The organism is Mesorhizobium sp. BH1-1-4 (genome assembly GCF_020165665.1).
Taxonomy (GTDB): domain Bacteria; phylum Pseudomonadota; class Alphaproteobacteria; order Rhizobiales; family Rhizobiaceae; genus Mesorhizobium.
In genome coordinates, this window is record NZ_JAIUIN010000015.1 from 47,729 (window position 1) to 68,477 (window position 20,749).

Annotated in this window: 23 protein-coding genes; 13 read left to right on the top strand and 10 right to left on the bottom strand. The window is 64.8% G+C overall.

The window, feature by feature from the left end:
* Positions 1-78: 78 nt before the first annotated feature.
* Together LB569_RS22285 and LB569_RS22290 are read right to left on the bottom strand one after the other, a co-directional pair.
* The gene (locus tag LB569_RS22285; protein ID WP_224694108.1) at positions 79-1,116 is read right to left on the bottom strand and encodes a zinc-binding dehydrogenase; all 1,038 of its coding nucleotides are present in this window, start codon (positions 1,114-1,116) and stop codon (positions 79-81) included.
* 45 nt (positions 1,117-1,161) lie between these two features.
* Entirely contained in the window at positions 1,162-2,403 is a 1,242-nt protein-coding gene (locus tag LB569_RS22290; RefSeq protein WP_224694109.1) for an acyl-CoA dehydrogenase family protein, read from the bottom strand.
* Positions 2,404-2,525: 122 nt separating this feature from the next.
* Here LB569_RS22290 and LB569_RS22295 point away from each other — a divergent pair, with 122 nt between their 5' ends.
* The 6 genes from LB569_RS22295 to LB569_RS22320 all read left to right on the top strand — a co-directional run bounded on the left by LB569_RS22295 (position 2,526) and on the right by LB569_RS22320 (position 6,863).
* Entirely contained in the window at positions 2,526-3,341 is an 816-nt protein-coding gene (locus LB569_RS22295) for an SDR family oxidoreductase (RefSeq protein ID WP_224694110.1), read from the top strand.
* Between the two features lie 41 nt (positions 3,342-3,382).
* Complete coding sequence (locus LB569_RS22300) at positions 3,383-3,868, top strand: MaoC family dehydratase (RefSeq protein ID WP_023770549.1); 486 nt, start codon at positions 3,383-3,385, stop codon at positions 3,866-3,868.
* The gene (locus tag LB569_RS22305; protein WP_224694111.1) at positions 3,865-4,899 is read left to right on the top strand and encodes a phosphotransferase family protein; all 1,035 of its coding nucleotides are present in this window, start codon (positions 3,865-3,867) and stop codon (positions 4,897-4,899) included. The genes LB569_RS22300 and LB569_RS22305 overlap by 4 nt, the downstream gene beginning before the upstream one ends.
* Before the next feature lie 3 nt (positions 4,900-4,902).
* Positions 4,903-5,679, top strand: a complete 777-nt coding sequence (locus LB569_RS22310; protein ID WP_224694112.1) for an SDR family NAD(P)-dependent oxidoreductase — start codon at positions 4,903-4,905, stop codon at positions 5,677-5,679.
* 105 nt (positions 5,680-5,784) lie between these two features.
* Positions 5,785-6,429: a TetR/AcrR family transcriptional regulator gene (locus LB569_RS22315; RefSeq protein ID WP_140704290.1), complete on the top strand. Its 645-nt coding sequence runs from the start codon at positions 5,785-5,787 to the stop codon at positions 6,427-6,429.
* A 185-nt stretch (positions 6,430-6,614) separates the two neighbouring features.
* The gene (locus LB569_RS22320) at positions 6,615-6,863 is read left to right on the top strand and encodes a DUF680 domain-containing protein (RefSeq protein WP_224694113.1); all 249 of its coding nucleotides are present in this window, start codon (positions 6,615-6,617) and stop codon (positions 6,861-6,863) included.
* 46 nt (positions 6,864-6,909) lie between these two features.
* Here LB569_RS22320 and LB569_RS22325 read toward each other — a convergent pair whose 3' ends face one another.
* The 8 genes from LB569_RS22325 to LB569_RS22360 all read right to left on the bottom strand — a co-directional run bounded on the left by LB569_RS22325 (position 6,910) and on the right by LB569_RS22360 (position 14,659).
* Positions 6,910-7,959 (bottom strand): Gfo/Idh/MocA family protein, encoded by a 1,050-nt coding sequence (locus tag LB569_RS22325; RefSeq protein ID WP_224694114.1) that lies wholly within the window; start codon positions 7,957-7,959, stop codon positions 6,910-6,912.
* Positions 7,959-8,744 (bottom strand): ThuA domain-containing protein, encoded by a 786-nt coding sequence (locus tag LB569_RS22330; RefSeq protein ID WP_224694115.1) that lies wholly within the window; start codon positions 8,742-8,744, stop codon positions 7,959-7,961. Before LB569_RS22330 ends, LB569_RS22325 begins: the two co-directional genes overlap by 1 nt.
* 77 nt (positions 8,745-8,821) lie before the next feature.
* On the bottom strand, positions 8,822-9,046 hold the full coding sequence (locus LB569_RS22335) for a hypothetical protein (RefSeq protein ID WP_224694116.1): 225 nt from the start codon (positions 9,044-9,046) through the stop codon (positions 8,822-8,824).
* 53 nt (positions 9,047-9,099) lie between these two features.
* Entirely contained in the window at positions 9,100-9,675 is a 576-nt protein-coding gene (locus tag LB569_RS22340; protein ID WP_224694117.1) for a sarcosine oxidase subunit gamma, read from the bottom strand.
* The gene (locus LB569_RS22345; RefSeq protein ID WP_224694118.1) at positions 9,668-12,661 is read right to left on the bottom strand and encodes a sarcosine oxidase subunit alpha; all 2,994 of its coding nucleotides are present in this window, start codon (positions 12,659-12,661) and stop codon (positions 9,668-9,670) included. Before LB569_RS22345 ends, LB569_RS22340 begins: the two co-directional genes overlap by 8 nt.
* The gene (locus LB569_RS22350; RefSeq protein WP_224694119.1) at positions 12,658-12,969 is read right to left on the bottom strand and encodes a sarcosine oxidase subunit delta; all 312 of its coding nucleotides are present in this window, start codon (positions 12,967-12,969) and stop codon (positions 12,658-12,660) included. The genes LB569_RS22345 and LB569_RS22350 overlap by 4 nt, the downstream gene beginning before the upstream one ends.
* An 11-nt stretch (positions 12,970-12,980) precedes the next feature.
* Complete coding sequence (locus tag LB569_RS22355) at positions 12,981-13,403, bottom strand: hypothetical protein (RefSeq protein ID WP_140705023.1); 423 nt, start codon at positions 13,401-13,403, stop codon at positions 12,981-12,983.
* A gap of 2 nt (positions 13,404-13,405) precedes the next feature.
* A complete protein-coding gene (locus LB569_RS22360; protein ID WP_224694120.1) occupies positions 13,406-14,659 on the bottom strand; it encodes a sarcosine oxidase subunit beta in 1,254 nt (417 codons plus the stop codon).
* 247 nt (positions 14,660-14,906) lie between these two features.
* On the opposite strand from LB569_RS22360, the gene LB569_RS22365 reads away from it, so the two are divergent.
* The 7 genes from LB569_RS22365 to LB569_RS22395 all read left to right on the top strand — a co-directional run bounded on the left by LB569_RS22365 (position 14,907) and on the right by LB569_RS22395 (position 20,735).
* Positions 14,907-15,665, top strand: a complete 759-nt coding sequence (locus LB569_RS22365) for an SDR family oxidoreductase (protein WP_224694121.1) — start codon at positions 14,907-14,909, stop codon at positions 15,663-15,665.
* A gap of 128 nt (positions 15,666-15,793) precedes the next feature.
* Complete coding sequence (locus LB569_RS22370) at positions 15,794-16,180, top strand: SET domain-containing protein (protein WP_224539201.1); 387 nt, start codon at positions 15,794-15,796, stop codon at positions 16,178-16,180.
* Between the two features lie 175 nt (positions 16,181-16,355).
* A complete protein-coding gene (rpsU, locus tag LB569_RS22375; RefSeq protein WP_010911429.1) occupies positions 16,356-16,622 on the top strand; it encodes a 30S ribosomal protein S21 in 267 nt (88 codons plus the stop codon).
* A 139-nt stretch (positions 16,623-16,761) separates the two neighbouring features.
* Positions 16,762-17,604 (top strand): tetratricopeptide repeat protein, encoded by an 843-nt coding sequence (locus tag LB569_RS22380; protein ID WP_140704270.1) that lies wholly within the window; start codon positions 16,762-16,764, stop codon positions 17,602-17,604.
* Between the two features lie 208 nt (positions 17,605-17,812).
* Positions 17,813-18,289 carry a DUF992 domain-containing protein gene (locus LB569_RS22385; protein WP_224539204.1) on the top strand — a complete coding sequence of 159 codons (477 nt, stop codon included), beginning with the start codon at positions 17,813-17,815 and terminating at the stop codon, positions 18,287-18,289.
* A 90-nt stretch (positions 18,290-18,379) separates the two neighbouring features.
* The gene (locus LB569_RS22390; protein WP_224694122.1) at positions 18,380-18,862 is read left to right on the top strand and encodes a DUF992 domain-containing protein; all 483 of its coding nucleotides are present in this window, start codon (positions 18,380-18,382) and stop codon (positions 18,860-18,862) included.
* A 436-nt stretch (positions 18,863-19,298) separates the two neighbouring features.
* Complete coding sequence (locus tag LB569_RS22395; RefSeq protein WP_224694123.1) at positions 19,299-20,735, top strand: MFS transporter; 1,437 nt, start codon at positions 19,299-19,301, stop codon at positions 20,733-20,735.
* Positions 20,736-20,749 lie beyond the last annotated feature (14 nt).

Genomic DNA, 20,749 nt, shown 5'->3' on the forward strand with positions numbered 1-20,749 from the left:
CGGACAAAGCGGCGCGGCATAGGGGGCTTGATGGCGCAGATGACGATCCGGCAGGTTCGATGGCGGTCTTTCGAGGCGCTAGGGCCGGATGAACACCTTGCCGTTGGGCTTGGCCAGTTCCGCAGGCACCCGCGCCATCGCTTCGGCGAACGGCACGATCGCGGTTACGTCGGTTGACCAGCGTCCATCGGAAAATCGCTTCTGCGCCTCGAGGACCGCGGGGCCACGCCGATCTCTGGATTGCCGCATCCATTCGCTCAGCCAGAAGCCCTCTATGTGCTTGTGCTGGAAGATCAGCTGGCCGGGCTCGCGGATGATCGTGGCCTCGGGGTCGAGCCGGCCATAGATGATCCAGCGCGCCCGTTTCGGCATTGCATTGAAGATGGCCGAGGCCAGCGGCCCGGTGACCGCATCGAGGAAGATGCGCGGCTGCTCGGCCTTCATCATATCGCGCAGCGTGGCCTCGAAATCCGGCGCCTTCTCGTTGAGGACATGGGCCGCGCCAAGCTCTTTCAGCAACGCGATCTGCTCGTCGCGGCGCACAGTGACGACAGGCCGAAACCCTTCCTCCCTGGCCAGGCCGATGATCAGCTTGCAGAGCTGGCTGGCGCCGGCGGTCATGATGAAGGCCTTCTCGCCTTCCTGTTTGACGATGTCGAACATGGCGATCGCGGTCAGCGGATTGACGATCATCGCCGCGCCATCCTCGTCGCGCACCGTATCGAGCAGCGGAATGCAGGCCGCTGCCTCGGCGACGGCATAGTCAGCCCATGAACCCCAGTTGCTGAGACCGGTGGCGAACGCGACGCGCTTGCCGACGAGGCTCTTGGGATAAGGTTCGTCTCCACCGGCGACGACCGTGCCGACACCCTCGAAGCCGGCCGGCCGGCCCTTGGCGCGCGGCTGCCCGTACTGGCCCTTGATGAAGGCGACATCCGAGGGGTTGATCGAGGCCAGGCTGACCTTGATCAGCACCTGGCCCGGCCCGGGCACCGGCACCGCGATCCTACCCGGCTCGAGATAGGGCTCCATCGCCTCGAGCACGCTGCCGCTCGGCGTCCTGGTATAGCCGTCACCGACCAAGAGCAGCGCCTTCATTTCGGAGGGGATCGTCATTGGCGGGGATTCCTTGTTTGTCGGCGGCAACACGGCCGGCAGCGCTCAGATCTTTTCCTGCGTGTATTTCTTGAGCTCGGTGCGCGCCACCTGCCGCCGGTGCACGGCATCAGGTCCGTCGGCGAGGCGCAGGGTCCTCAGATGCGTCCACGAGCGCGCGAGCGGCGTATCCTGGCTGATGCCTTGCGCGCCGAACATCTGCACCGCTTCGTCGGTGACTTTCAGCGCGACGCGCGGCGCGATCACCTTGATCTGGCTGATCCAGGGCGCAGCGGCGCGCGCGTCGCCCTGGTCGATCATCCACGCCGCCTTGAGGCAGAGCAGCCGGGCCATCTCGATCTCCATGCGGCATTCGGCGATGATGTCGAAATTGGCGCCAAGTTTTGCCAGCTTCTGGCCGAACGCCTCGCGGCGCACCGAACGCTGGCACAGCATTTCCAGCGCCATCTCGGCCTGGCCGATGGCGCGCATGCAGTGATGAATGCGGCCGGGACCGAGCCGCCCCTGGGCGATCTCGAAACCCTTGCCCTCGCCGAGGATCAGGTTCGAGGCCGGTACCCGGACACTGTCGAAGCGCAGGTGCATGTGGCCATGCGGCGCGTCATCGTCGCCATAGACCTGCATGGCGCGGACCTTGGTCACGCCCTTGGCGTCCGATGGCACCAGGATCATGGAATGGCGGCGGTGCTGTGGCTCCTCATCGCCGCCGGTCCGCGCCATGACGATATAGATGGCGCAGCGCGGGTCACCGGCGCCCGATGCCCACCATTTCTCGCCGTTGAGCACGTAATCATCGCCCTGCCGCTCGCAGCGCATGGCAATGTTGGTGGCGTCGGAGGACGCGACATCCGGCTCCGTCATCAGATAGGCCGAGCGGATTTTCCCGTCCAGCAGCGGCTCGAGCCATTCCCGCTTGTGCTCTGCCGAGCCGTAGCGTTCCAGAACCTCCATATTGCCGGTGTCGGGCGCCGAGCAGTTGAAGGTTTCGGCGCCCAGATGCGCCTTGCCCATCTCCTCCGCCAGATAGGCGTATTCGACGGTGGACAGGCCGTAGCCGCGCTCCGAACCGGTCAGCCAGAAGTTCCACAGGCCGCGGTCCCGGGCGGTCTTCTTCAGCCCTTCGAGGATTTCGCTCTGGCGCTTGCTGTAGACCCAGCGGTCGCCTTCCTTGCCGACTTCGCCGAGGAATTCCTTGTCGAGCGGCATGATCTCGTCTCGCACCATGGCCGCGACGCGTGCGTGGATCGGTTTCAGCCGCTCGGTCATGCCGAGATTCATCTGCGTCATCGGTCGCTAACCCTTCATGCAGGCCAGGCATTTTACCCGTGGCAAGGATGACCGTACTTCGGATAGCCTTGTCAACGCGAACTGTTTTGCCCGCAGGCGGGGCAAGGCGCGGAGAAATTCGGATGAGCTATCTCGACGAGCTGTTTTCGGTTGCCGGCAAGACCGCGCTGGTGACGGGAGCGGCAACCGGCATCGGCCGCATGGCGGCGACCGCGCTGGTCAGGGCCGGCGCCAGCGTGATGATCGCCTCGCGCAAGGGCGACGACTGCATCAAGGTGGCCAATGAGTTGAACGGGCTTGGCGCCCCGGGCCAGGCGGAAGGCTTTGCCGGCGACGTCTCCAGCGAGGCTGGCATTGCCGCCCTGGTCGGCGAGGTCAAGGCGCGCACCGAAAAACTGCATATTCTGATCAACAATGCCGGCGTGTCCTGGGGCGCACCATTGGAAAGCTTTCCCTACCACGCCTGGGCCAAGGTGTTCGGCGTCAACGTCACCGCGGTCTTCCACCTGACGCGCGAATTGCTGCCGCTGCTCGATGCCGACGCCAGCGACGCCGATCCGGCCCGGGTGATCAATCTGGGCTCGGTGATGGGCACGCAGCCGCTGGCCGACGATGCCTATTCCTACACCGCCTCGAAGGCGGCTGTGCATCACCTGACGCGCACGCTGGCGCTCGAACTTGCCGGCCGCCGCATCACCGTCAACGCCTTTGCCCCCGGCCCCTTCCAGAGCCGCATGACGGCTTTCGCCACCGGCACGGACGAACAGGCCAGGCATGTCGGCAACCATGTCCCGATCGGCCGCATCGGCGCACCGGATGACATTGCCGGCGCAACGCTCTATTTGTGCAGCCGTGCGGGCAGCTATGTCACCGGCGCCATCCTGCCGATTGACGGCGGGCAGTCGGTGCAGCATGGGCTGACCTTGTTCAAGGAATGACATTTTCCGGCCGCAGAAGCCGGAGGTGAAAACAGGAGGACGTGAGCGTGGAACCGATCAGTCTCGATGTGCTTCTGGCCAGCGTCGGCAAGGAAGTCGGCGTCTCGCCGTGGCGCGTGGTCACGCAGCGCATGATCGACCAGTTCGCCGACGCCACCGACGACCACCAGTTCATCCACTGCGACCCGGAACGGGCCAAGCGCGAGACGCCCTTCGGCGGCACCATCGCGCATGGTTTCCTGTCGCTGTCGCTGCTGTCGGCGATGACCTTCGAGACCATGCCGCCACTGGAAAACGGCAAGATGGGTGTCAACCATGGCTTCGATTCGCTGCGCTTCCTGGCACCGGTGAAGACCGGCGCGCGCATCCGCACCCGTTTCGTGCTGGCCGACGTCAAGGTCAGGCCGTCGGGCTGGGTGCAGACGGCGCACGACGTGACCATCGAGATCGAGGGCTCGAAGAAACCGGCGCTGACCGCCCGCTGGTTGACCCTGACCTTGCTTGAACGCCAGCCCGAGACCGCATGAGTGACCCGAACGCGCTCGACCAGGCGGCGCTCGCGCCTTACCTCGAGGCGCAAATACCGGGCTTTTCCGGGCTCGCGGCCATCGAAAAATTCAAGTCCGGCCAATCCAACCCGACCTATCTCCTGACGGCGGCAAGCGGCCGTTACGTGCTGCGCGCCAAGCCGCCAGGCCAACTCCTGAAATCGGCGCACCAGGTCGACCGTGAATTCCGCGTGATGAAGGCGCTTGCCGGCACGGCCGTGCCCGTGCCCGAAATGCTGCACCTGTCGACCGAGGACTCGCCGATCGGCCGCATGTTCTACGTCATGGACTTCCTCGATGGCCGCATTTTCTGGGATCCGGCATTGCCGGAGGCACGCGGCAACGATGAACGCGCGGCCATCTGCGACGCCATGAACGCCACGCTGGCCGCCCTGCACGATGTCGATGTCGAGGCGGTGGGGCTCGGCGATTTCGGCCGGCCCGGCAATTATTTCGAACGCCAGCTGGCGCGCTGGTCCACCCAGTACCGTGCCTCGGAAACCGGCGCCATTGCCGACATGGACCGCTTGATCGCCTGGCTTGAGACGCATGTGCCGGCCGATGATGGCCGCATTGCGCTGGTGCATGGCGACTACCGGCTGGACAATTTGATTTTCGCGCCGGACCGGCCGGATGTGCTTGCCCTGCTCGACTGGGAATTGTCGACGCTTGGCGACCCCTTCGCCGACATCGCCTATCAGTGCATGCAATGGCGCCTGCCGCACGCCTCAGGCTTTCGCGGCCTGGGCGGCATCGATCGCTTGGCGCTCGGCCTGCCCACCGAAGAAGACTATGTCGCTGCCTATTGCCGACGACGCGGGCTCACCGGCATCGGCAACTGGACATTCTTCCTCGCCTTCTCCTTCTTCCGGCTGGCTGCAATCTGCCAGGGTGTCTACAAGCGGGCGCTGGACGGCAATGCCTCTAATCCCGAAAAGGCCAGGACCTATGGCGAGGCGGTGAAGCTGCTGTCGCGCCTCGCCGCCGAGTTGATCGACAAGGAGAGCTAAGCAATGGGCCGCTTTGATGGAGCTACGGTGCTGATCACGGGCGCGGCCGGCGGCCTCGGCCGTGGCGCCGCCAAGGGTTTTGCCGCCGAAGGCGCCCGGCTGGTTCTCTCGGACCTGGATGAAACGGCCCTGATGAGTTTCGCCGGGACGCTCGATGCCGAAACGGCCACGCTGGCCGGCAACATTGCCGACGAGGCGTTGTCGGAAGCGCTCGTGGCGCTGGCGGTCGAAAGATTTGGCCGCCTGGATGTCGCCGTCAACAATGCCGGCATCGTCCAGAGTTTCGTGCGCCTGCCCCAGGTTCCATCGGACGAAGCACGCCGTGTGCTCGAGGTCGACCTGCTCGGCGTGTTCTATGCCATGAAGCACCAGATCCCGCGGATGGAGCAGCAGTTCAAGGCGACGGCCAAGGGCGGCGCCATCGTCAACATCGCCTCGGCCGCCGGCCTTTCGGGCGCGCCGAAGCTTTCGGTCTATGCCGCCGCCAAGCATGGCGTCGTCGGCCTGACCCGCTCGGCGGCGGTCGAATATGCCAGCAAGGGCCTGCGCATCAACGCCATCTGCCCCGCCCACACCAGGACGGCGATGGTGGACAGTTTCGTGCGCGTCTCCCGCGCGCCGGAGGCAGAGGCGCTGGCCGAGCTGACTCGTGGCGTGCCGATGAAGCGCGTGGCCGAAGTCGACGAAATCACCACCGCCATCCTGTTTGCCGCCGACCCGGCCAATTCCTTCATGACCGGCCATGCGCTGGCCATCGACGGCGGCATCGGCGCGATCTGATTCCCCGCGATCTGGCGCCTGCCGCTTGGAACCGTCGGCGGCCTTGTTCGTTTCCGTACAGCGTATATAATTTAGCCAGGCATCAACCAGACAAGGGCAACGGACTTGCCGCTGAGCGTCCAGAAACGCCGCGAGAAACAAAAGGCCGAACTCCGCTCGGAGCTTGTAGAGGCCGCGCACAAGCTCGTCCAGGAAGAAGGCTACGAGGGCCTGACCATCCGCAAGCTGGCCAGGCGGGTCGGCTACGCGCCGATGTCGGTCTATTCCTATTTCGCCGACAAGCAGGACATCCTCTTCGCGCTGGCCGAGGACGCGTTCGAAACGCTTGCCCGGCGCATCGAGGAGCACCCGTCCGACGATCCGATCGAGGCCTTGCGGGCGGTGATGACCGAATATGCCGCTTTCGGGCTCGGCAACCCAAATGAATACCGCACCGTCTTCATGACCGAAAAGACCAGGCTGCCGGAAGGCAGGAGCTACGAGGACATGGAAGAAGGCAATCCGGCGATGAAGGTGCTGATCAGCAGGGTCGAGGCCTGTGTCGCCGCCGGGAAATTGCATGGCGATCCGCGCGCCATCGCCACCATGCTGTGGGCGGTCGGCCATGGCACCATCTCGCTGTTGATCACCTTCCCCTTCTATCCCTTCGGGGACGCGCAGGCTTTCGTGAAGCGGATGTGCGACTTCACCCTTGCCACGCTCAGCACACAAGATGTGCCGCCATTGACCGAGACACCGGTCAACTGCTGATCTGCAGGCTTTTCGTTTCCAGATTCCGCGCCGCCTTTCCGAGCCAAACCGGGGCCGGATTTCTTGGTTAACAAAAAACTATCGTACGCGTACGATTTACCCTTGAACTCGGCGGTCGACGGACGTATTTGTACGAAGTAACGTACATGTACGAAAAAATTCACCGTCGAAAACGGAGACTGACCATGAAAAAGACCCTCCTCACCCTCGCCGGCGTGCTGGCACTTTCGGGCTCGGCCTTTGCCGCCAACACGACCCATGCGATCAAGCATGTGCCCGCCGCCGCCTGCGTCGACACCCGGACCAATGTGAAGCTCGATTGCGCTTCGACCGGCTCGGTCGACAAGAAGGCTTCCACGGAAGCCACGGCCGACGACAAAGGCCCTCGCCTCGGCATCACGGTGAACCCGTGGATCATGCCGAGCGCCTACTGAGATTTGCAAGGTTGGTTGTGGCCGCTCAGCCGGCCACATGATGATTTCAAGCGATCGAGACCGGCAGCTTGGCCGCCGAACTCTGAAAGGCCGCGTCGATCAGCTTCTGCATCTCGGCGGCGCGCCGGAACGACGGATCGCCGTTCTGTCCCGCGTCCAGCGCATCGGCGAAGCGCCGGGCATTGTGTTTGACGTCAGGCGGCGTCAGCGTCCTCCAACGGTGCTGATCGACGTCGTCGCCCAGGCAAGCGGACAGTTTCGAAACCTTGCCATCGGTCTCGACCTTGATCGCGCCCTTGGTGCCGTGTAGGGCCAGCGACAGATCATTGCCATGGCCTGTCGTGTAGCGGCTGGCCATGATCGTGGCCAGCGCGCCTGACCTGAGCCGCGCCGTTATCGCCAGACTGTCATTGACGTCGAGCACATAATCGCCGATGCGGTCGCCCTCGGCCTTCGGAAACGTCACCAGATCGGCATGCAGGGAGACAATATCCTCGGCCGCCCCATAGGTCGCGAAGTCGAGGATATGGATGCCGACATCGCCCAAAACACCTGTCGAACCGTGCCGACCCGACAGGCGCCACAGCCATTTGTCGTCGACCCGCCAATCGCCCCAGAACTTGCTGACCAGCCAGCTTTGCCTGTAGCTGGCCTCGACATGGCGCAGCTCGCCGATCTCGCCGGCCTCCACCATGCGCCGCGCCGCATGGATCACCGGTGTGTTGCGATAGGTCAGGTTGACCATGTTGACGAGCCCGGCCGCCTCGGCGGCTTCGCTCATCGCAAGCGCATCGGCGTAGGTCGGCGCCAGCGGCTTCTCGCAGAAGACATGTTTCCCGGCGGCGAGCAGGGCCAGCGTCGTCGCCTTGTGGACCTGGTCCGGCGTCGCGTTGATGGCGGCATCGAACTCGCCCCAGGCAATCGCCGCTTCGAGGCTCTCGAAGAAAGTACCTATTTTGTTGGCGGCGGCGAACGCCGCCGCGCGGCCCGGCAGCTGGTCCACGCAAGCGACGATGGCGCAGCCGGGAACCTGGCCGAACTCCTCGATATGATGGGCCGCGATCCAGCCGGTGCCGAGCAAGAGCAGGCGATGCATCAGCTCAACCCCCTGTCACCGTCGGCATGCAGGCGCAGGCCTTTCTGGACGATCTTCTCCTTGGCCTTGTCCGTCGGTACATTCGGCGCATTGGTGATGCCGGACCATGCCGGAGCCGGGTTGTGCGCCCAATGCACGGCGTTGCGCAGCACCTGCTGAACGCCTTCATTGTGGTAGATCGGATAGGTCTCATGGCCCGGTGAGAAGTAGAAGATTTTTCCGGCGCCCCGCTGGTAGGTCAGGCCGGAGCGGAACACCTCGCCGCCCTCGTACCAGGAGATGAACACCGTCTCCAGCGGCTCCGGCACCGCGAACGGCTCGCCATACATTTCCGTCTCGCCGATCTCCAGGCACTCGCCGATGCCTTGCGCGATCGGGTGGCCGCGGTTGATCGCCCAGACACGCTCGCGCTCGCCCGCCTCGCGCCATTTCAGCGAACAGGGCGTGCCCATCAACCGCTTGAAAATCTTCGAGTAATGGCCGGAATGGAGCACGATCAGACCCATCCCTTCCCAGACCCGCTTCTGCACGCGCTCGACGATCTCGTCCTTGACCTCGCCATGCGCGGCGTGGCCCCACCACAGCAAGACATCGGTGGCGGCAAGGCGCGCCTCGCTCAGGCCGTGCTCGGGTTCCTGCAAGGTGGCGGTGGTCGCCTCGATGCCCTTGTCCTGGTTGAGCGCGGCGGCAATCGTGCCATGCATGGTCAGGAGATAGAGGTCGCGCACGGCGGCATTGGTCTGTTCATGGACGTTTTCGCCCCAGACTACGGCTTTGACAGGCATTTTTCCTCTCCAAAGCGCTTTGAATATCGCATCGATAGAGGTCTTGGGAAGATGCCTTCAACCAAAATTTTTGGAAATCAAGGCTTGCGGGACTTGCGACCGGGGACGGTCTTGGCCTCGCCGGGTTTCGCCGGAGCGCCTGGAATGGCCGACCCGGTGATCGACACCGGATCGCTGGCTGGAAACGTGTCCTCGAGGCCCTCCTCGAGTTCCTCTTCAGCATTGGCTTCTTGATGCCGCTCCTGCTCAAGCGAGCGGACTGCCGCGGTTTTCGGCGATTTCGGCGCGGACGGCATCGGCACTTCTCCCTCGAACCTGTCGCCGCACAACGGACGCGGGCGGCAAACGTTCCGGGTCAGCCGGCGGCGTCGCGGGCTCCCTCGGACAGGAAAGTAAAGACATAGTCCGAGAAGGAACGCCAGCACTCGACCCTGAAGGCGTCCTCGGCCGTGCGCAACAGCACGATCTCGACCTTGCCCAGGATGGTGCGCGAAGCGGCTCCCACCGGGAAGGCTTCGAGCGACAGGTCCTGCGGGCAGCCCGAATTGACCGTGGCCTCGGCCTCTGGGCCGGCAACTGAAATCGCGATGTTGCGGTGCGAGATACCGACCGACGAGTGCAGGACGGAAACTTTCGCGCAATCGGCAAGCGGGTCCTTGCCGGCTTCATCGATGACAAGCCATTCGTCCGGGCCAAGCCACAGTGCGGTACGCCCCGCCTTGGACGCGGATGTTTTCGGCTTCTTCGGCAAGGTCACGCCGAGCGCCTTCGAAAGCGCCGCAAGCGAAGCCTCCGGCGCCCGCAGCGACATGCGCTCCGCCGGGGGCAGCACCTCGACCTTGACGCCGGCCGCCGATGTGGCGCGCCCGGCCAATGCCGGACGCCGCTCGACCGAGGACGACGCCGTCGTCTTTGCAGCAGCCTTAGCCATTGAGGCGCCCTCCCGTCTCGTCGAAGAACACCATGCCGGTAACCTCCACCTCGATCACCCCATCAGGCATCGGCACGTAGAGCGTGTCGCCCATTCGGTCGCGCCCGCCGGCGACCAGCGCCAGCGCGATGGAGCGGCCGCAATTTTGCGACCAGTAGCTCGATGTGACATGACCAATCATCTTCATCGGGATGGCCTGTTTTGGGTCCTCGACGATCTGCGCGCCTTCTTCCAGCACCACCTTGGGGTCCTTGGTCTTGAGGCCGACCAATTGCTTGCGGCCCTTGGCCACCAGATCCGGCCGCTTCAAGCCACGAATGCCGACAAAGTCGGTCTTCTTCTTGCCGACCGCCCAGTCGAGACCGGCATCATTAGGCGTCACCGTGCCGTCCGTGTCCTGGCCGACGATGATGTAGCCCTTTTCGGCGCGCAGCACGTGCATCGCCTCGGTGCCGTAGGCGGTGGCACCATGCTTCTGGCCTTCCGCCCACAACGCTTCCCAGACGGCCTGGCCATGGTCGGCAGGCACATTGACCTCGAAACCGCGCTCGCCGGTGAACGACATGCGGAACAGCCTCGTCGGCACGCCGCAGATCTTGCCCTCGCGCACCGACATATGCGGCAGCGCCTCGTCGGACATGTCGATGCCTTCGACCAGCGGCGCGATGATGTCACGCGACTTGGGTCCCTGCACGGCGATGACCGCCCACTGTTCGGTGATCGAGGTCAGCCAGACATTAAGGTGCGGGAACTCGGTCTGGAGATAATCCTCCATGTGGTTCATGACACGCGGCGCGCCGCCCGTCGTCGTCGTCACATGGAAACGGTCCGGCGCCAGCCTGCCAACGACGCCGTCATCATAGATGAAGCCGTCCTCGCGCAGCATGATGCCATAGCGGCAGCGGCCGGGTTCCAGCTTCTCCCACGGATTGGTGTAGAGCAGCTCCATGAACTTGGCCGCATCCGGCCCGACGACTTCGATCTTGCCGAGCGTCGAGGCATCGAACAGGCCAGCCTGGTTGCGCACGGCAACGCATTCGCGGTCGACCGCCGCATGCATGTTCTCGCCGGGTTTGGGGAAATACCAGGCGCGCTTCCACTGGCCGACATCCTCGAATACCGCGCCTTGCGCCTCGGCCCAGGGATGGATCGCGGTTTTGCGGGTCGGGTCGAACAGCGGCCCGCGCGCATGACTGACGATCGCGCCGAACGTGACAGGCGTATAGGGCGCCCGGAAGGTAGTCAGCCCGACCTCGGGGATCGGCTTGCCCAGCGTCTCGGCGGCGATCGCCAGCCCGTGCATGTTGGAGGTCTTGCCCTGGTCCGTCGCCATGCCATTGGTGGTGAAGCGCTTGACGTGCTCGATCGAGCGCATGCCTTCATGCACCGCCTGGCGAATGTCCTTGGCGGTCACGTCGTTCTGGAAATCGACGAAGGCTTTCACCGTCGTATCCGGCCCGGCGCCCGGCGCCGCGCCCAGCATGCCGCGCGACCAGCTCTCGGAGGCATCCACCTTCGGCTTGGTGCCCTTGGACACCTTGCCGCCTGTTTCCTTTGCCGCCTTGGCACCCGCCGCAGAGGCCTCGTCGACCGAGGCCGACAGGCCGTCGGTGCCGTTGCAGGCGCCGACCGAGACGCAGTCCTGCGCGTAGGTGCCGGGCACGAAACGCTTGGTCTCGTCGTTGAAGGCGACCTTGCCGCGCGACTGCGAGAACAGATGCACCGACGGTGTCCAGCCGGCCGACATCAGGATCGCGTCGACGGGAATGGTGCGCTCGCCGCCGCCATTCTTCGGCTGCACCGTCATCGACGACACCCGCAGCTTGCCGCCGGCGCGGATCACCGCACGGCCGAAATTGATCTCGATGCCGAGCGCCCTCGCCTCGTCGATCACCGGGCCGGTCGGGTTGTCGCGCAGATCGACGATCGCCGCCACGCTGACGCCGGCCTTCTTCAGATCGATCGCGGCCGCGTACGCCGAGTCATTGGCGGTGTAGACGCCGACATTCCTGCCGACCGCGACGCCATAATGATTGAGGAAAGTGCGTGCCGCTCCCGCCAGCATGACGCCCGGCCGGTCGTTGTTGGCGAACACCATATGGCGCTCGATGGCGCCGGAGGCCAGCACCACGCGCTTGGCGCGAACCTGCCAGAGCCGCTCGCGCGGCAGATCGTGGCCGGGAGCCTTCAGGTGATCGCTGACGCGCTCGACCAGGCCGATGAAATTCTGCGCGTAATAGCCGAACGCCGTGGTGCGCGAGAGCACGCGGACATTGTCCATTGAACTCAACCTGGCGATCGCCGCTTGCGCCCAGGCAAAGCCGTCCTGACCGTCGATCTTCGCACCAGACTCGAATCGCAGGCTGCCGCCGAACGCGGCCTGCTCGTCGGCGAGGATGACGCGAACGCCGGTCTCCGCCGCCGCTAACGCCGCCGCGATACCGGCCGCACCGCCGCCCAGCACCAGAACGTCGCAATGGGCGTAGCGCGAGGAATAATGGTCGGGATCGGGCTTGTCGGGCGAAACGCCGAGGCCGGCGGCTTCGCGGATCTTGGGCTCGTAAAGGCTCTTCCAGGCCGCCTTCGGCCACATGAAGGTCTTGTAGTAGAAGCCGGCCGAAAACAGCGGCGAGGCTAGGTCGTTGACCGCGCCGACGTCGAAGGATAGCGACGGCCAGCGGTTCTGCGAGTTGGCGGCGAGCCCGTCATAGAGCTCCTGCACGGTCGCACGCACGTTCGGCGTCTTTCGCGCATCGTCGCGCACGATCTGCACCAGCGCGTTGGGCTCTTCCGCGCCGGCCGACAGGATGCCGCGCGGGCGGTGATATTTGAACGAGCGGCCGACCAGATGCACGCCATTGGCAAGCAGCGCCGAGGCCAGCGTGTCGCCCTCGATGCCGGTATAGGACTGGCCATCGAAGCTGAAACGGGCTGTCTTGGCCTGGCTGAGGCGCCCGGCGCCGGAAATGCGCAACGCGCCGCTCATTTTGCAACTCCTTCGGTGGAGTTTTTGGGCAGCTTGGAGGGTTTGGGCTCGCCGGCCTTGTAGGTCATGACGAATTTGTCGGTCACGGTGTCGCGCACCGCGTTGAAGAAGCGCGCGCAGCCATGCATGTGCCGCCAGCGCTCATAAATGATGCCCTTGGGATTGGAGCGGATGAAGAAGAACTTCTCGAAGTCGTCGTCGCTCTCGCCTGCTATGTTGGCCGAGCGCGCGATATGCGCCTCGCCGGCGTTGCGGAATTCGAGTTCCGGGCGCTCTTCCTCGCAATAGGGGCAGCGGATGAGAAGCATCGTGTTTGTTCCTACAATTCGCCGTGACCGACGTGGGCGCCGGCCGGTTGGTCGCAAAGCCTTTGGCCCATAGCCGCAAATGGCGCGACGAGCCGGATGCGCTCCTCCACGCTTGCGGCCGGGCGAAACAGATCGCGATACGCCATGTTGCCGATGGTGAGTTGCATCGGATCGGTCGTGACGATGACGCGACGTGGCTCGAACGGTTCGTCCTCGTCGAGATCGGCGGGTCTGTTCTCCACGAACATGACCACTCTCTGGCCGCCACTCCACACGCAGGCCAGGACGCCGTCGTCGACGGTAAATGGCCAGTTGGCCTCGTTTCCAGCGCGGCTGATCGGCTGCGTGCGGAATTCGTCCGCCGAAGGAAAATGGAACATGCCCTGTTCCCCCGCCAGCATCAGCGGCATGGCGACAGCCATCTGCGCCATCATCATCAGTGCGCCACCGCCGCCGCCGCCGCTTCGTCGATGAGGCGGCCGGTGCGGAAGCGCTCGATGGTGAAGGGCGCGTTGATCGGATGCGGATCGTCCTTGGCGATGGTGTGGGCAAAGACATGGCCCGAACCGGGCGTCGCCTTGAAGCCGCCCGTGCCCCAGCCGCAATTGACATAGAGGCCGGGCACCGGCGTCTTCGCCAGGATCGGCGAGCGGTCGGGCGTCACGTCGACGATGCCGCCCCACGAGCGCAGCATTTTCATGCGCGTGAAGATCGGGAACATCTCGCAGATGGCGTCGAGCGTATGCTGCAAGATGTGCAGCCCACCGGTCTGCGAATAGGAGACATACTGATCGGTGCCGGCGCCGATCACGAGTTCGCCCTTGTCGGACTGCGAGATATAGGCGTGCACCGTGTTCGACATCACAACGCAAGGCACGACCGGCTTGATCGGCTCCGACACCAGCGCCTGCAGCGGATAGCTTTCCAGCGGCATGCGCACGCCGGCCATATTCATGATGACCGAGGAATGGCCGGCGGCGACGACGCCGACCTTCTTCGCGCCGATGAAGCCGCGCGTCGTGTCGACGCCTGTCACCGCGCCATTGGCGGCGCGCTTGACGCCGGTAACCTCGCAGTTCTGGATGATGTGCACGCCGCGCGCCGAGGCGCCGCGCGCATAGCCCCAGGCGACAGCGTCGTGGCGCGCCGTGCCGCCGCGGCGCTGCAAGGCGGCTCCGACGACCGGATAGCGCGCCTCCTTCGAGGTGTTGAGCGGCGGGCAGAATTCCTTTGCCTGCTCAGGCGTCAGCCATTCATTGTCGATGCCGTTGAGCCGGTTGGCATGCACGTGGCGCTTCAGCACCTGGATGTCGTGCACATTGTGGGCCAGCATCATGACGCCGCGCGCCGAATACATGACGTTGTAGTTGAGTTCCTGACTGAGCCCATCCCACAGCTTCAGGGCATGGTCATAAATGCCGGCGCTCTCGTCATAGAGATAGTTCGAACGGATGATGGTGGTGTTGCGGCCGGTGTTGCCGCCGCCGAGCCAGCCCTTTTCCAGCACCGCGACATTGGTGATGCCGTGCACCGTGGCGAGATAATAGGCGGTGGCCAGGCCATGGCCGCCGGCGCCGACGATGATGACGTCGTATTCCTTCTTCGGCTCGGGCGAGGACCATTGCTCCTCCCAGCCCTTGTGGCCGCGCATGGCCTCGCGGGCGATGGCGAATACAGAGTATTTCTTCACGGTCCAGCCTCGCAAATGGCAGCCGGGCGTTCATCATCAAGCCCCGGCGCGCGAGGTGTATCACTAGCGAAACCGCGCTGCCATCCTTGCGCTGTTTGCGACGGCGCTTGCCGTTTTGCGCCGTGCTGAAAAAGACGCAAGCGAGGCATCGCACATTGGCACGTATCGGGTGGCTCTGCCCGGCCCGATCTGTGACCAAGCATCCCGATTGCCGGCGAGACCGGCGCGAAGGACAGGGATGCAAAAGATGCTCGCACTCACCAACAAGATCGCCATCGTCACCGGCGCCAGTTCCGGCATTGGCCGCGCCACCGCAAAGCTGTTCGCCGAGGAGGGCGCCAGGCTCGTCATTTCCGCCCGCCGCCAAACGGAGCTTGATGCGCTCGCCGCCGAAATCGAGGACGCCGGCGGCACGGCCGTCGCCCTCGCGGGGGACGTCACCGACGAGACCTACGCGAAAGCCCTCGTCGAGCTGGCGGTCGGCAGCTTCGGAGGACTCGACATCGCGTTGAACAATGCCGGCTCCGTCGGACTGATGGGACCAGTCCCCGACATGTCGGCACGGACATGGCACGGGACGATGGACACCAATTTGACCAGCGCCTTTCTCGGCGCGAAGTATCAGATACCGGCCATGCTGGAGCGCGGCGGCGGCTCGCTGATCTTCACGTCGAGCTTTGTCGGTTACACCGCCGGCATGCCGGGCATGGCCGCCTACGCCGCCGCCAAGGCAGGCCTGATCGGCTTGACGCAGGTGTTGGCCGCCGAATACGGACCGAAGGGACTGCGCGTCAACGCGCTGCTGCCGGGCGGCACCGAGACGCCAGGCGCGACCACGACCACGCCCGAGGCCCGCGCCTTTGTCGAGGGCCTCCATGCCCTGAAGCGCATGGCGCAACCGCGAGAGATCGCCCGCTCCGCGCTGTACCTCGCCTCCGACGCCTCGAGCTTCACCACGGGAACCGCGCTGTTTGCCGATGGCGGCGTGTCGATCAACCGGACGTGAAGGATTTTTACGGGGAACAGGCCTGTTCGTCGTTGTGACGCAGGCCGCCGGTCTTGCTTTTTGCGCCCGATTTGGCGATTTCGTTTCCTGTCGAAACGGGTCCTTCTACCAAAACGGGTCTTGAAGCCATGATGCTGATCCGAACCTATGTCGCCCAGAGCGCCATCGAAGGCGTCGGCATGTTCGCCGCCGAGCCGGTCGCGAAAGGCGCCTCGATCTGGCGGCTGGACCCGGATTTCGACCGGCTGATCCCGATGGACAAATACGAGACGGCCTCGCCGCCCCTGAAGGAATTGCTCGACCGCTACGCCTATCCGAGCCCGGACAAGCCCGGTTTCATGGTCTACGAGGTCGACAACGGCCGCTTCATGAACCATTCGGCCACGCCGAACACCGACTTCTCGCACTATGGCGGCGCGACCGCGACCCGCGATATCGCCGTCGGCGAGGAGATCACCTGCGATTACGGAGAGTTCTTCGAGGATTTCGAGCGGCTGCACCTGGCCACGGCGTAACGGCGCCCTATCTCCAGGCGACCGTGGCAATTTGGCTGCCGTCTCTCATTTCGACTGTGGACAGCGAGGCTTGATTCTGCTATCAGCCGCCACAATTCGTGGTGTCGAGCGCCGCGGAGGCTTGTGGCTATGGCTACTTGCCTGTTGATATCAAACCCGAAAGACAGGATTGCCCGTGCAGGTACTCGTCCGCGACAATAACGTTGATCAGGCGCTTCGCGCGCTCAAGAAGAAGATGCAGCGCGAAGGCATTTTCCGCGAAATGAAGATGCGCGGCCACTACGAGAAGCCTTCCGAGAAGCGCGCCCGTGAAAAGGCCGAAGCCGTTCGCCGTGCCCGCAAGCTGGCCCGCAAGCGCGCACAGCGCGAAGGCCTGCTGCCGATGACCCCGCGTCCGGTCGCTGCTGGCGGTGCCGCCGGTGCAGCGCGTCCGCCGCGCTGATTATCGCCAATATTTCGTCCTTTTCGAAGGATACCAGGGTGGCGCGATGCGGAATCGCCGCCACCCTTTTATTTTGATATGACCGGCCCGGAGGGGGGAACCGGACCCGAACGACGGCGCAAGTGAGGACAGGGCAGACATGAACGCAACGAGCGTGGAGCGCGGGACCGCATTGCGTGGTTTCGCCCTGACAGCGGCCCTGCTTTCCGGATTGGTGCTTGCCGGCTGCCAGACATCGGGCCCGGCTGGCGAGTTCAACAACATCGACAAGGCGCAAGGGTCGAGCGAGAACATCTCCTCGCTGTCGGCGGTGATCCAGCGCAATCCCCAGGATCCCGAGGGCTACAATGTGCGCGGCTCGGCCTATGGCCGCGGCGGCCAGTACCAGGCGGCGCTCAAGGACTTCAACCAGGCCATCCAGCTCAATCCGAATTTCTACCAGGCCTATTCGAACCGGGCCCTCATCCAGCGCTTCCTCGGCAACCAGGAAGCAGCGCTTGCGGACTACAACCGCTCGATCCAGATCAACGGCAATTACGACGCCGCCTATATCGGCCGCGGCAATCTCTACCGTAAGGCCGGCCGCACCCAGGATGCCTTCACCGACTTCCAGAAGGCGATCCAGCTCGACACGACGGACGCCCGCGCCTACCACAATCGCGGTCTGATCTATCAGAGCCAGGGCCAGCACAAATTCGCCATCGAGGATTTCTCGACAGCCATCTCCCTGGCCCCCGACGCGGCCGAGCCCTATAACGGCCGTGGCCTCTCCTATCTGGCGACGGGCGACGAGGACAACGCCTTCTCCGATTTCAACATGGCCATCAAGCTCGACGGCCAGAACGCCGAGGCCTGGGCCAACCAGGCGCTGATCTACGAACGGCGCGGCGACAAGGCCAAGGCGGCGAAGTCCTATCGCGAGGCCGTGCGCCTCAACCCAAGCTACCAGCCGGCCAAGGACGGCCTCGCCCGCGTCAGCTGACATCGGCCTCTGCAAAGCCCGCGCAAGCGCCAGTTACATTGTGCGTGTCCAAAAGGGCACGCGGCGAGGCATATCGCCCTCAAACCGGCAACCCCGCGTTAACCCCGGCGGCAAGCCGTTGACCCTTGCCTTGTTCGCGCCAAGTTTTCAGCGGAACGGTCGCGGGACCCGAGACGTTACCGAAGACTGACTGCGAAAGGACCCTCCCATGATCAAGAAACTCGTCTGCGCCGCCGCCCTTGCAACGACCGTGTTCGCCGCCGCTCCGGCCAGCGCCGGCAAGCTGCAGCTCGGCACCCTCGACTGCACCATCGATGGCGGCACCGGCTATATCGTCGCCTCCAACAAGGGTGTGTCCTGCGTTTTCCGCCCCTACCATCACGGTCCGTCGGAAATTTACACCGGCGTCATCTCCAAGATCGGCGTCGATCTCGGCAAGACGCATCAGGGCCAGCTCGTCTGGGCCGTTTTTGCCGCGACCCGCGATCGTGACGCTGGCGACCTTGCCGGCAGCTATTACGGCGTCAACGCCGAGGCGAGCGTCGTGACCGGCGGCGGCGCCAACCTGCTGGTCGGCGGCTTCGACAGCGCCTTCATGCTGGAGCCGCTCAGCGTCCAGGCGCAGACCGGCGTCAACCTCGCCGTGGCCGTGACGTCGCTGGAACTGATCCACTCGCTCAAATAAGCGGATTGGAGCCTCGGCTCCAGGCCCTTCACTTCGCGGCGCGGAACCCGATAGGATGGTTCCGCGCCGTTTTTGATTTTGGGGGACGCCATGCCGAGGACAGCCATTGCCGTTGCCGTAATCGCAACCGTGCTTGCCGGCCCGGCACGAGCGCAAGATCAGGGCATCGAACTCGGCACGCTTGAATGCGCCATATCGGGCGGCACCGGTTTCATTTTCGGTTCGAGCAAGGATCTGAGCTGCACCTTCACTCCGGCCGACAAGACCTTCGCCCCGGAAGCCTATTTCGGCGCCGTCAACAAATACGGCCTCGACATCGGCACGACCAAGCAGGCGGCGATGCGTTGGCTGGTGCTGACGCCGCTGAAGAACATCTACGCGCCGGGCGCCTTGGCGGGTGACTATATCGGCGCCAGCGCCGAAGTGACCGCGGCCGTCGGCGCTGGCGCCAATCTCCTGGTCGGCGGCTCCTCGCAAGCCTTCACCTTGCAGCCGCTCAGCCTGCAGACGCAAACCGGCGTCAACCTAGCCATCGGCGTCAGCCAGTTCCAGCTGCGCAGCACCGAGAACTGACTGGTGAGACCGAAGGCGGCCACTCACCGCTTCGTCATCCTGGGGCGTAGCAAGGAGCGAAGCGACGCGGCGCAGACCCCAGGATCCATGCCGGGACTCCTGAGCGCTGCAACGGTGCAGAGTACTGCTCCGCTGCACCCTTCGGCAGAGGTCGCGGCATGGATCCTCGGGTCTTCGCGACGCCGCTACGCGGCTGCTCCGCCCGTGGATGACGAAGTTGGGAAGGCTTCGGCCAATCTCGAACGTTGCGATGGTCCACTGAAACAAACCGCTTGAGCTCAACTGCGGTTGAGGTCCTACAAGCCCACCCCGACCGGACCGGCGCCCCCTACTGGCGCGTTATCCGGCGCTATCGACACGCATGGTCCTGCCGGAAACCCTTGCTGGCTTCTGGTGCCGTGCGCCGGCATCGCGATATGCAGAGGCAGGGATGGACATGACCGAGATCAGCACGAACAGGGTCGACTGGCGGGCATTGTGGGCAAGCGGCGACCTGGCGCGCTTCTGCTTCATCAGCCTCGGCATCCTGCTGCACGCCACCAATGAGACAATGGTGGCGACGGTGATGCCGGCCATGGTCGGCGAACTGGCCGGCGTGCAGCTCGTCGGCTGGTCGCTGGCGATCTACGAACTCGGCGCCATCGTCGCCGGCGCCGCGGCCGGACGGCTGGTGAGCTACGTGGCGCTGCGCACCAACATGGTGGTCGCGGCGCTTCTTTACGCTGCCGGGGCGCTGATCTGCGCCACTTCGCCGTCCATGCAACTGTTCCTGGCCGGCCGGCTGATCGAGGGGCTTGGCGGCGGCGCGCTGGTGTCGCTGGCCTTTGTCTCGGTGGAGCGGCTGTTTTCGCGTGCCATCTGGCCGCAGCTTTTCGGCATCATGTCGGCGATCTGGGGCGTCGCTGCCTTCAGCGGTCCCCTGCTCGGCGCTGTTATGACCGAGTTGCTGTCATGGCGCTGGGCCTTCGGCGTCTTCACCCTGGGCGGCACCGCAATGGCACTGGCAAGCTTCGTCGTGCTCGACACGCCGGAGGCGAAGAGACCCAGCACAGGCGCGGGCAAGGCGCCGCCTTTCCCGTTCATGGCGCTTGCCTGCCTTGCCATTGCCGTGGTGCTGATTGCCTCGGCCGGCGTCGACATCGCCCTGTTGCGTTCCTCGCTGCTGATCGTGCTGGGCCTCGCCGGGCTGGCGCTGTTCTTCTACATCGACGCGCTGAAGCCGCGCTCCCGGCTGTTCCCGGCGCGGCTGTTTTCATGGCGCACGCCGGTCGGCGCCGGCATGACCATGGTCGCCGCCTTTTCCATCGCGACCTGCTCCTTCGGCGTCTACGGACCGCTGCTCTTGACCAGCCTGCACGACATTCCTCTGCTGACCACCGGCTACATCATCGCCGCCGAATCGATCGCCTGGTCGATCCTGTCGATCCTCGTCGCCAACGCGCCGCCGCGGCGCGAGCGGCTGATCATCGTCTGCGGCGCACTGATGATCGCGGCGGGCATCGCCGGCTTCGCCTACACGATACCCCAAGGCTCGATCCCGTTGATCCTGGTCTGCGCCCTGTTGCAGGGCGGTGGGTTCGGCATCGCCTGGCCGTTCCTGACCCGCGTCATCGTCGCCTCCGCCCCGGACGACGAACAGACCATCGCCTCGGCCGCGGTGCCGACCATGCAGCGCATCGGCTACGCCGTGGGCGCCGCCCTTGCCGGCATCGTCGCCAATGCCAGCGGTTTTTCGCAAGGCCTGAACCATGACGCGGCGGCCAATGTCGCGAGCTGGCTGTTCCTCGCCTTCGTGCCGCTCGGCATTCTCGGCTGTCTCGCCGCCTTGCGGACATCGGCGGCGGCAAATCGGCCGCTTGCGATCATCGGCTGACGCGGGTTCCAGCG

Excerpts from the sequence above, each read along its gene's own strand:
- LB569_RS22285 (WP_224694108.1), bottom strand. The coding sequence starts at position 1,116 with ATGACGATCCCCTCCGAAATGAAGGCGCTGCTCTTGGTCGGTGACGGC.
- LB569_RS22290 (WP_224694109.1), bottom strand. The coding sequence starts at position 2,403 with ATGACGCAGATGAATCTCGGCATGACCGAGCGGCTGAAACCGATCCAC.
- LB569_RS22295 (WP_224694110.1), top strand. The coding sequence starts at position 2,526 with ATGAGCTATCTCGACGAGCTGTTTTCGGTTGCCGGCAAGACCGCGCTG.
- LB569_RS22305 (WP_224694111.1), top strand. The coding sequence starts at position 3,865 with ATGAGTGACCCGAACGCGCTCGACCAGGCGGCGCTCGCGCCTTACCTC.
- LB569_RS22310 (WP_224694112.1), top strand. The coding sequence starts at position 4,903 with ATGGGCCGCTTTGATGGAGCTACGGTGCTGATCACGGGCGCGGCCGGC.
- LB569_RS22320 (WP_224694113.1), top strand. The coding sequence starts at position 6,615 with ATGAAAAAGACCCTCCTCACCCTCGCCGGCGTGCTGGCACTTTCGGGC.
- LB569_RS22325 (WP_224694114.1), bottom strand. The coding sequence starts at position 7,959 with ATGCATCGCCTGCTCTTGCTCGGCACCGGCTGGATCGCGGCCCATCAT.
- LB569_RS22330 (WP_224694115.1), bottom strand. The coding sequence starts at position 8,744 with ATGCCTGTCAAAGCCGTAGTCTGGGGCGAAAACGTCCATGAACAGACC.
- LB569_RS22340 (WP_224694117.1), bottom strand. The coding sequence starts at position 9,675 with ATGGCTAAGGCTGCTGCAAAGACGACGGCGTCGTCCTCGGTCGAGCGG.
- LB569_RS22345 (WP_224694118.1), bottom strand. The coding sequence starts at position 12,661 with ATGAGCGGCGCGTTGCGCATTTCCGGCGCCGGGCGCCTCAGCCAGGCC.
- LB569_RS22350 (WP_224694119.1), bottom strand. The coding sequence starts at position 12,969 with ATGCTTCTCATCCGCTGCCCCTATTGCGAGGAAGAGCGCCCGGAACTC.
- LB569_RS22355 (WP_140705023.1), bottom strand. The coding sequence starts at position 13,403 with ATGATGGCGCAGATGGCTGTCGCCATGCCGCTGATGCTGGCGGGGGAA.
- LB569_RS22365 (WP_224694121.1), top strand. The coding sequence starts at position 14,907 with ATGCTCGCACTCACCAACAAGATCGCCATCGTCACCGGCGCCAGTTCC.
- LB569_RS22370 (WP_224539201.1), top strand. The coding sequence starts at position 15,794 with ATGATGCTGATCCGAACCTATGTCGCCCAGAGCGCCATCGAAGGCGTC.
- LB569_RS22380 (WP_140704270.1), top strand. The coding sequence starts at position 16,762 with ATGAACGCAACGAGCGTGGAGCGCGGGACCGCATTGCGTGGTTTCGCC.
- LB569_RS22385 (WP_224539204.1), top strand. The coding sequence starts at position 17,813 with ATGATCAAGAAACTCGTCTGCGCCGCCGCCCTTGCAACGACCGTGTTC.
- LB569_RS22390 (WP_224694122.1), top strand. The coding sequence starts at position 18,380 with ATGCCGAGGACAGCCATTGCCGTTGCCGTAATCGCAACCGTGCTTGCC.
- LB569_RS22395 (WP_224694123.1), top strand. The coding sequence starts at position 19,299 with ATGACCGAGATCAGCACGAACAGGGTCGACTGGCGGGCATTGTGGGCA.